General features: G+C 63.8%; 11 protein-coding genes. 4 read left to right on the top strand and 7 right to left on the bottom strand.

Going from position 1 to position 9,269, the window contains the following annotated elements:
• Nucleotides 1–165 precede the first annotated feature (165 nt).
• Nucleotides 166–726: a recombination regulator RecX gene (gene recX / locus BHMPCIPO_RS12470; RefSeq protein ID WP_282439031.1), complete on the top strand. Its 561-nt coding sequence runs from the start codon at nucleotides 166–168 to the stop codon at nucleotides 724–726.
• Nucleotides 727–747: 21 nt separating this feature from the next.
• Here recX and BHMPCIPO_RS12465 read toward each other — a convergent pair whose 3' ends face one another.
• The gene (locus tag BHMPCIPO_RS12465) at nucleotides 748–1,215 is read right to left on the bottom strand and encodes a group III truncated hemoglobin (RefSeq protein ID WP_173517041.1); all 468 of its coding nucleotides are present in this window, start codon (nucleotides 1,213–1,215) and stop codon (nucleotides 748–750) included.
• A 124-nt stretch (nucleotides 1,216–1,339) separates the two neighbouring features.
• Nucleotides 1,340–1,849, bottom strand: coding sequence for an NUDIX hydrolase (locus BHMPCIPO_RS12460; RefSeq protein WP_173517040.1), 510 nt, complete (start codon nucleotides 1,847–1,849; stop codon nucleotides 1,340–1,342).
• Between the two features lie 280 nt (nucleotides 1,850–2,129).
• On the opposite strand from BHMPCIPO_RS12460, the gene BHMPCIPO_RS12455 reads away from it, so the two are divergent.
• Nucleotides 2,130–3,797, top strand: coding sequence for an arylsulfatase (locus tag BHMPCIPO_RS12455; protein ID WP_173517039.1), 1,668 nt, complete (start codon nucleotides 2,130–2,132; stop codon nucleotides 3,795–3,797).
• A gap of 114 nt (nucleotides 3,798–3,911) precedes the next feature.
• Nucleotides 3,912–4,343, top strand: coding sequence for a GNAT family N-acetyltransferase (locus BHMPCIPO_RS12450; RefSeq protein WP_173517038.1), 432 nt, complete (start codon nucleotides 3,912–3,914; stop codon nucleotides 4,341–4,343).
• A 38-nt stretch (nucleotides 4,344–4,381) separates the two neighbouring features.
• On the opposite strand, the gene BHMPCIPO_RS12445 is transcribed toward BHMPCIPO_RS12450, so the two are convergent.
• The 5 genes from BHMPCIPO_RS12445 to BHMPCIPO_RS12425 form a co-directional block, all read right to left on the bottom strand.
• A complete protein-coding gene (locus BHMPCIPO_RS12445) occupies nucleotides 4,382–4,723 on the bottom strand; it encodes a DUF6616 family protein (protein ID WP_173517037.1) in 342 nt (113 codons plus the stop codon).
• A 358-nt stretch (nucleotides 4,724–5,081) separates the two neighbouring features.
• A complete protein-coding gene (locus BHMPCIPO_RS12440; RefSeq protein ID WP_173517036.1) occupies nucleotides 5,082–5,873 on the bottom strand; it encodes a DUF1194 domain-containing protein in 792 nt (263 codons plus the stop codon).
• Between the two features lie 83 nt (nucleotides 5,874–5,956).
• Nucleotides 5,957–6,775 carry an arginase family protein gene (locus BHMPCIPO_RS12435; RefSeq protein WP_173517035.1) on the bottom strand — a complete coding sequence of 273 codons (819 nt, stop codon included), beginning with the start codon at nucleotides 6,773–6,775 and terminating at the stop codon, nucleotides 5,957–5,959.
• A 132-nt stretch (nucleotides 6,776–6,907) separates the two neighbouring features.
• Nucleotides 6,908–7,792: an NAD(P)/FAD-dependent oxidoreductase gene (locus BHMPCIPO_RS12430; RefSeq protein WP_173517034.1), complete on the bottom strand. Its 885-nt coding sequence runs from the start codon at nucleotides 7,790–7,792 to the stop codon at nucleotides 6,908–6,910.
• Between the two features lie 170 nt (nucleotides 7,793–7,962).
• Nucleotides 7,963–8,397, bottom strand: a complete 435-nt coding sequence (locus tag BHMPCIPO_RS12425; protein WP_065775396.1) for an RrF2 family transcriptional regulator — start codon at nucleotides 8,395–8,397, stop codon at nucleotides 7,963–7,965.
• 216 nt (nucleotides 8,398–8,613) lie between these two features.
• On the opposite strand from BHMPCIPO_RS12425, the gene BHMPCIPO_RS12420 reads away from it, so the two are divergent.
• Nucleotides 8,614–9,264 (top strand): LysE family translocator, encoded by a 651-nt coding sequence (locus BHMPCIPO_RS12420; protein WP_173517033.1) that lies wholly within the window; start codon nucleotides 8,614–8,616, stop codon nucleotides 9,262–9,264.
• The last annotated feature ends 5 nt before the right edge of the window (nucleotides 9,265–9,269 follow it).

Genomic DNA, 9,269 nt, shown 5'->3' with positions numbered 1-9,269 from the left:
TTGATTTGCTGCATGTCTTCGTCCTTAAATCGAGGTCGATTTCAGGAGACATGCAGTAGGCATTTGCGTTGCCCGCGAGAGTCAGATCATGTCGCAGGCCGACGCGACGATGATCCGCCCGGATCGGAGTTGCCTTGTGGTTTCACTTCGAGGGGTAGGGCAGGCTTGGACCTCAACGACGAGACGGACGTAAGCGATCAGCCGACGCCGCGCATGTATGCCTGGGCGCGCAATTCGGCTGCCTATCGGCTCGCCCGCCAGATGCATACGGAAAAGCAGCTTTTCGACGCAATTGCGCGCAAGGCGCGGGAGAAGTTCGAGGATATCAGCGTCAACCAGGTGGAACTGCTGGCGGCGGCGGCCGTGACCTTCGCCTATGACAATGGCGCGCTAAACGATCAGGCCTATGCCGAGGTCAAGACCCGCTCGGCCATGCGCGGCGGCAAGTCGAAGCGGGCGATCGCGCAGACACTGGCGCAGAAAGGCATTGCCAAGGACGATGTCGCGGCGGCCATCGAGGAGGCCGACGACCTCTATGCCGCCGTCGTCCTTGCCCGCAAACGCGCCTTCGGTCCGTTCCGCAAGAGGGCGCTCGACGAGAAACGCTCGGCAAAGGAGCTTTCCGCCTTTGCGCGCGGCGGCTTCAGTTTCGAGATCGGCAGGCGCGTCTTCGCGATGTCGTTCGAGGAGGCGGAGGAAATCCTGATTGCAGGCCGCTTGCTCTGACGAGCGTGCAACGCCCGTTCTTCACCCGCGTTTCAGCGCGGGGTCGTCGAGGGCGGGGTTGTAGAAGAGCGAGAGCGTCAGGCTTCGGGCGATGCGCTCGGCCGTTGCCATGAACCAGGCCTTGGCCTCCTGGTTCGGGGCGATGTCATCGAGCGTCGCGGAGAAAAGCGCCAGCCATTTCGGGAAGAGATCCGGCGTCATGTTGGCGACGCCGACATGGGCCTGCACCGGCTTGCCGCCATAGGCGCCGTTGCGGAAGGCGACGGCCGACCAGAAGCGCTTCATCTTTTGCATGTGCTCCGGCCAGCGCCCGGAAAGCCTGGCATCGAAGACCGGGCCAAGTTCGGGATGGGCCAGCACGCGCGCATAGAAGGTCTCGACCAGATGGCCGATGAAGGTCTCGTCGATGCCGATCGCCTTCATCTCGGCTTCCGCGCGCTCGGCGATCGCCGCGACATGGGCGGCGCGGCCCTGCAGTTCGTCGTTCATCTCATGCCCTCGGCTTTTGCCGGTCTCATATAGTCGATGCCGACGCCGGCGCCAAAGGCGGAAGCGCCGATTGCGGCAATCTGTCGTCGACGGCGGGCGAGCGCTTGCGGCCTGGACGGCATGTTCAGCGCGGCACGAATTCGACCAGCAGAGATTTCAGCTCGATCTCGCGGACACGGCGCGCGGCCTCGTCCGGGCTGACCCAGTCGAGAATGCGCTCGCCGCGCTCCTTGAAGTCATCGGCGACTTCATTGACCTCGATCTGAAAGATATCGACCACGCAGGGCACGACGTCGCCGTCGTCGAGCGATTTGAGATAGGTGTAGCTGCCGACCGGCTTCTTCCTGACCTTGCCGCGCACGCCCGCTTCCTGCCAGGCCTCGATCGCGGCGGCTTCATACGGCTTCTTGCGCTTCATCGGCCAACCCTTGGGAATGACCCAGCGACCGCTCTCGCGCGAGGTGACCACCAGGATCTGGATGTCACGGCTTTCCTTCACGCGGCGGAAGCACAGGGCGGCGATCTGCTGGCGAAACGACCCGGAGAAAAGCTTCTCGGGCGATCTCGCGAGTTGCTGCAAGATCGTTCCGGCCTTGCCGGTCTTTTGCCCGCTGTCCTTCCTGGTCGGCTTCATGCGTTCCTTTTCTGTCGCGCGCCTTTCCCGGGCGCCTGCGATTGGCGGCGCGATACTAACGGCAACCGCCTGTTACGCGGAAGCGGAGGCCGATGGCAACCGGTAGGTCGGGCGCACTTCATCCACCGAATAGTTGCGCCCGCGACACGGGTAACGCCGTGCGCCAGACGTGCCTCTTCGTAACCGTTACGTACTTGTCCCGTCCTCATTGAGGCGCATCATCCCGCTCAACCGAAAATCGCAGCACTTCACCCCATCGACTTAAGCCAAGGAGAAAGCGATGAGCGCGCATGACGGTAAGGCCAGTTCCGCGACGGCCGAGAATGGTTGCGGGGTAACGGATGTCAGTCGCCGCGACCTGCTCTTGAGCGGAACCATCTTCGCGGCAGCCTCGCTGGTCGCATCTGGCGCTTCGGTGAGCCCGGCAAAGGCACAGCAATCCTCTTCTTCGAGCGGCAAGCCGCCGAACATTCTGGTGATCTTCGGCGACGATATCGGCATTCCGCAGATCAGCGCCTATACGATGGGGCTGATGGGCTATCGCACGCCCAATATCGACCGGATCGCCGCGGAAGGCGCGATCTTCACCGACAGCTACGGTCAGCAGAGCTGCACTGCGGGCCGCGCCTCCTTCATCCTCGGCCAGGAGCCGTTCCGCACCGGGCTGCTGACGATCGGCATGCCGGGCGATCCGCACGGCATCCAGGACTGGATGCCGACGATCGCCGATGTCTTGAAGACCAAGGGCTATTCCACCGGCCAGTTCGGCAAGAACCACCTCGGCGACCGCGACGAGCACCTACCGACCGCGCACGGTTTCGACGAGTTCTTCGGTAACCTCTACCATCTCAATGCCGAGGAGGAGCCGGAGGGTTATTTCTATCCGAAGGATGCGGAGTTCAGGAAGAAGTTTGGTCCCCGCGGCGTGATCAAGTCGAGCGCCGACGGCAAGATCGAGGACACCGGCGCGCTCAACACCAAGCGCATGGAAACCGTCGACGAGGAATTCCTGACGGCCGCCAAGGACTTCATCGACCGGCAGGTGAAGGCCGACAAGCCGTTCTTCTGCTGGTTCAACTCGACGCGCATGCACATCTTCACCCATCTGAAGAAAGAGTCGCTCGGCAAGACCGGCAAGGGCATCCATGCGGACGGCATGGTGGAGCATGACGGCCATGTCGGCCAACTGCTGCAGCAACTCGACGATCTCGGCATCGCCGAAAACACCATCGTGCTCTACACGACCGACAACGGCGCCGAGCTGGCGCTGTGGCCGGATGGCGCCATGACGATGTTCCACGGCGAAAAGGGTACGACCTGGGAAGGCGGCTTCCGCATTCCGATGATGGTGCGCTGGCCGGGCGTGGTGAAGCCGGGCACGCAGATCAACGACCCGGTAACGCTGATGGACTGGATGCCGACCTTTGCGGCCGCTGCCGGCATCGCCGACGTCAAGGAAGAGATGAAGGCAGGCTTCAAGGGCACGTCGAAGACCTTCAAGGTGCATCTCGACGGCTACGACCTGACGCCATTGCTGAAAGGCGAGGCGAAGGAGCCGCCGCGGGAGTCGGTTTATTATTTCGACCAGGGCGGCAACTTGAACGCCATCCGGTGGAACGACTGGAAACTGAGCTTTGCGGTCAACAGCGAGGGCAACATCGCAACGGCGACGCGCGAGGTGCCAAGTTGGGCAAACATTACCAATCTGAGGATGGATCCGTACGAACGGGGCAGCAAGGAGGGCGGCGGAGCAATGGAGTTCATCGGCCGGAACATGTGGCTGCTCGTGCCGATCCAGGCCAAGATCAAGGAGTTTTTCTCCGACTTCGGGCAGTATCCCTACCAAGCCGGCAGCACGCTGAATGCCAGCGGCATCAACTACGGCCTGCTGGCGCAGCAGGCAGCGATGAAGCGGCTGAATGATCTGGAAAGATTGGCGCCGAGATAAGGCGCAGATGCCCCCGCCGCCGGCATGGGCTGGCGGCGGGCCCGCTTCTCCCCGAGGTGGTTGCCTGGCGCAGCGCGTCGTACTAGCTTCTCGCGAAACTGGGGTAGCTGGGCCATGCGAATTCGACCTGCGGTCAAGGACGACCATCCGGCGCTCTGTGCGATCGACAGTGTTGTTGCCGACGATCCGAAGCGCAGCGACGACATCGCCAACTGGATCGAGGCGGGGTGCTGCCACCTGGTCGAAATCGATGGCGCGATTGCGGCCTATGGCGTGCTGACGTACCAGTTCTTTGGCCACGGCTTCATCGAGATCGTGATGGTCGGTTCTGTCTATCGCCGCCGCGGTCTTGGCGCCGCGTTGATTGCCTATTTCCAATCGATATGCGCCGGCTCGAAACTCTTCAGTTCGACGAACATGTCGAACCGCCCCATGCAGGAGCTCTTCATCAGGGCCGGTTTCCAGCCAAGCGGCTATATCGACAACCTCGCCGAGAACGATCCGGAGATCGTCTTCTACAGCCGCCTCAAGCCGATCGAGGCTTGAGGAGACCGGCCGCGACCGCGCGGGGAAACGGTTGAGCCCTATGCGGCTTCGCCGAGCTGCGTGAGGTGGCCGGCCAAATCGGTGCCTTTGCCGCCGGCGTTGATCGTGTCGAAATACTCGTGCCAGCCCGATTGCGCGATGCCGGAAACGAGGGCTTCCAGTGCGGTGGCATCCGGGCAGCGCCACACGGCGAAGAAGGTCTGCGAGGCCGCATGCAGCTTGGACTGGTCGACCTTGCCGAAGGTGATCAGCTCCACGCCGAGCGCGGTCAGCGCGGGCATGGCGGAACCGATCGCGGTGAAGAACTGCTGGCGCCCCTGTCGGGAAAGGGCGAGCCACGCCGGTTTGGCGCTGTAGAGTTCGGTCAGGTAATGCGGCATGGTCTGCTTTCGTATCTGTTTGTCAGTCTGAAGTCGCGAAGTTGCGGACGGTGAACCGTTTCATGCTGCTGGAATTTCAGAGTCAACACGCCGTTTCCTGTTGGCTGTGGATGGAGATCCCGGTCTTTGGCTGGAGCGGCATGCCTGCAACTGTGCTGATCGCACCACGGCGGTGCCTGCCTTGGCTGTGGCTCCTTACCCACCGTCATGCTCGGGCTTGACCCGAGCATCCAGAACTGTGGTCTGAATGTTTCGCCCGGGTGCGCATGGATCCTCGGGTCAAGCCCGAGGATGACGGGTGGGGGATGTGGCGGTCGTGTGAACGCACGAAGGAAGCTGTAGGACAACAGCATCGTGTTTATCGCCCGATCATCCGCTCCTGCATTTCCTCGCCGATGAAGCAATTGTAGTCCTTGCCGTACTGGGCCTGCCGCACCATGGCCGGCGACAGGCGGCTTACCTCCTGGCCAGAGATCTCGATGATGAGCTTGCGCAGGATGGCTTTGGCGAACTCGCCCGTGTTCGACACTTTCACCAGAAAGGCGCCGTCGCCGCCGATGACGCATTCACGGTAATAGGCGTCGAGGTCGGGGATCGAGGCGGTATCCGGCTGCGACTTCAGCATGATCGGCAGGCCATCGATGACGATGCCGCGGGCGACGGTGGAGTTGCGGGCGACCGGCGCCGGGACGCCTGAATTGTTCGGCCCGTCGCCGGAAATATCGATGACACGGCGGCTGCCCTGGAAGGAGCTGACATCGAACAGCCGCCGCGTGAAGGCCAGCGTGTTGGAGATCGAGGTGAAGGCGATCCGCCGGATCGGCTGCCGGCGAAGTGCTTCGGCAAATTGCGCCGCCGTCGCCCGTCCGTCGATCAGCGTCCAGGGCGTGACCTGCACCGCTGCGCCGCCCCATTCGACATAGGTGACGGCGATGCGGCCAAGAGGGCCGTTCTCGATCGCCCGGATCAATTCGGGCTCCCGGAAGGCGGCGACATAGCCCTGCCGCTGCACCTGCTGCTCATCGAGTTCCATCGAATAGGAAACGTCGACGGCCAGCACCAGTTCGAGATCGACGCGAAGCGGCGGCTCGGCGGAGGCGCTGCCGCCGAGCAGGCAGATACAGGCGAAAAGAGCCGATCGCAGTTTCATCGCGGCAGAGACCCGAGCGCAAACAGGGGGACCATGCTACGCCCAAAGCGGCCATTGGCAATGTGAAGCGTCGGCTGCCCGCGTCAGCGGCCAAGCTTTTCCAGAAGCGGTTCCAGGGCCTCGATCAGCGATTCGGGCGACACCGGCTCGCCGCCCTCCGACCAGGCGTTCTGGAACTCGGCGATTTCCAGCCCGACCACTTGGCTCCTCGCAAGGACCGCGCAGGCTGCGCGCAGATCGTCGAGCGACAAGCCGTCGTCATGCTGGTAGTCGGTCGGGACGATGCCGGGGTTCAGCACGTCGCAGTCGAGGTGGATATAGACGGGCCTGCCGTCGACGGCCTCGGCCAGCCTTTGCGCAAGGTCGGCGCCGGCGCGGATATGCGGAATGCCCTTCGCCGCGATGAGGTCGGCTTCAAAGGGATCGAGGTCGCGCTGCCCGACCAGAACGACTTTGCCGATCGAGAGTCCGTCGCCAAGGCCGGATTTCCAGAGGCCGCAAGGCCCCGAAAGCGCGAGCCCGCCGAGATAGCCGGTGCTGCTGGTATCAGGCGTGTTCAGGTCGCCATGCGCGTCGAACCAGACGACGACCGCATCCTCGTGGTATCTGGCGACGGCGGGCAGCGTTGCCAGCGAGACCGCGCAACGGCTCGTTGCCGCCAGCGAGACCGATCCTTCGGCGTAGATCGCATCGAAGCGATCCAGCATGCGGCGGAGCGCCGGCATCGCGGCTTCGAGCTCGACCGTCCAGTGGCCGTTCAGCGCCGGCTCCGGCTCTCCGATCACGACGGCATCGAGACCGAGCCTTCGGGCGAGATGGGAGGCGATGGATTTTGCGCCCGGAATCCCGAGGTCATTGTGGTCGCCGGCGCGACCCTGGAAGCAGGTGAGGGCTATTGGCATCGATCACTCCAACTCACGTTCGGACGGAACGATGGAGAGCACAGGGGCCGCTGATTTGACAAGGCCGGAGGCCGAACGGCGCCGTTCGGTCTTTCCCTCGTGCCGCTACACGGCCGCCCCTGTGCCGGCTCTTTATCCGAACACCAGCGAGCGGTGCAGTTGCGCGCCGGCCCAGGCGCCGTCGCCGACGGCGAGCGAGACGGAGTGGGGGACGCGCGCGGCGTCGCCGCAGGCATAGGCGCCGGGGATGGTGGTTTCCTTCGCGGCCGTGGCCCGGATCTGCAGCCCCATCGGTGTTTCCTCGATCTCGCAGCCGAGCCGTTCGGCGATGTCGCTTGCGGGCGTGGTGCGGGTGGCGACGAAAAGGCCCGAGAAGGGCAGGCGGCGGCCATCGGTCAGCACCACGTCGGCATGGCCTTCGAGCCTCGCGACCGCGGTTTCGTCGATGGCGACGCCGCGTTTGACGAGGTCGGCGCGCGCCTCGGCGTCAAGTGTAATGGCGCCATTGGTGAAGAAGGTGACCTTGCCCCATTCGGGAATGAGCTGCGCCTGGTGGATCGACATGGGGCTTGCCGCAATGACGGCGATCTCGCCCTCGTCCAGCTCGTAGCCGTGGCAATAGGGGCAATGGAAGGCGCTCCTGCCCCAGCGCTCGGCGAGCCCCTCGATCTCGGGCAGGCCGTCCTTGACGCCGGTCGCGAAGAGCAGGCGCCGGCCTTCATGGGAAACGCCATCGCTGGTGGTGACGACGAAGGCGTCCTGCTTGCCCGTGGCTTTCTCGGCGCGGCCATCGATCCAGGTGAGCGTCGGGTACTTGGAAAGCTGCGCCCGCGCGGATGCGGCGATCTCGCCGGGGTCAATGCCGTCCTGGCCGAGGAAGCCGTGGGAGTGGCTGGCGAAACGGTTGCGCCGAATGCCCTCGTCGATGATCAACACGCGCCGGCGGGCGCGCAGGAGCTGGAGGGCGGCGGCCATGCCGGCATAGCTGCCGCCGATGATGATGACGTCCTGTTGCATGGGTCTTCCTTTCGGTTGGGCGCAGGTCGGCCCACCGGCTCTCTGGAACCAGTGTGTCGACCCGAGCTTGGGCAATGGAATTCCGGCCGGAAAACCGCACTCTACGCGGTTTTCCGGGATGGGCGGATCTATCGGGATCGATCACGTCACGACGGATCGATCGGCTGCTTTCATTGCGATCGAAGCCGGTGCCGCCGGGCAAAATCCTCGGCGAGGTCGGCAAGCGTCACATGGGCGAAGCGGTCGAGCAGCAGCGCCTCGGCCTCGGCAAAGGCGGTGTCGAGGGCGGCGTTGACCGCCTGTTCGACCAGGCATTCCGGCATTTCCTGCCGGTTGCCGATGGCAAAGATCGCGGGCTCGCCGAGCGTCTCGTGCAGTTGCCGGAGCGTCACGGTCTTGAGGTCGGCGGTGATCGCCCAGCCGCCGGCATGGCCGCGGGCGGAGGAAACGATGCCGGCATCCCTGAGGAAGCCCATGGTGCGGCGGACGACGACCGGATTGGTGCGCATGCACATGGCAAGCTCGTCCGAGGTCAGCGGCTCGCCGCGCTCGGCCATGTGCAGGAGCGCGTGAAGAACGGAGGAAAGGCGGCTGTCTTTTTTCATGTAACTTCAATTATTACGAATCGTCGCGCGATGCAAGGGCGGTGTGGGAAGCGGGCCAGATGCGCGCCGAAGACGATCTGCGGTTCCGGAGTCAAGGAGCGTCTGGTTTGCGCGGTGGAATTGGGCGGAGCAGGGCCCGGTATCCCGCAGGTTTATCTCGCCTTGGGCGCAGTCCAATGCTATCGCTACTGTAAGAGGAAACGGGGCAAGACAATCATGGATTTGGCGATTTCCAGCGCAACCAATCTCAGCCTGTTCGTCAGCGCCACGCTGGTGCTGCTTCTCGTGCCGGGACCGGCAGTCCTTTACATCTTCGCGCGCTCGGTCGAGCAGGGCCGTTCGGCCGGCCTCGTTTCGATCCTGGGCATCCACACGGCCACGCTTGTTCATGTCGCCGCGGCCGCCGTGGGGCTTTCGGCGCTCCTGGCGTCGTCCGCGCTCGCCTTCAGCGTCGTGAAGTATGCCGGCGCGGCCTACCTGATCTGGCTTGGTCTCAAGAAGATCTTCGGCCCGTCGGACATTCCCGACGTCGAGAGCGGTTTGCCAGCGCGCAGCCGCATGCGCCTCTTTCGTGAGGGCTTCATAGTCAACCTCCTCAATCCGAAGACAGCGCTGTTCTTTCTGGCTTTCCTGCCGCAGTTCGTCGAGGCCGACCGTGGCCATGTGGCAATGCAGATCGCTTTTCTCGGGATTCTCTACACAGCGATTGGCGTCGTGACGGATGGCACCTATGCGCTTGCTGCCGGCACGGCCGGCAATTGGCTGAAGCGCAGTCCCGTCTATCTGAAGGCAGAACGCTGGGTCAGCGGTTTCGTCTATATCGGCCTTGGCTTGACGGCCGCTTTTGCGGGCAATCAGAAGAAATAGACCGG

The organism is Ensifer sesbaniae, assembly GCF_013283665.1.
In the GTDB taxonomy this organism is placed as follows: Bacteria; Pseudomonadota; Alphaproteobacteria; order Rhizobiales; family Rhizobiaceae; genus Ensifer; species Ensifer sesbaniae.
The sequence above is the reverse complement of the archived record's forward strand: the minus strand, read 5'-3'. Positions and strand labels throughout refer to the sequence as shown.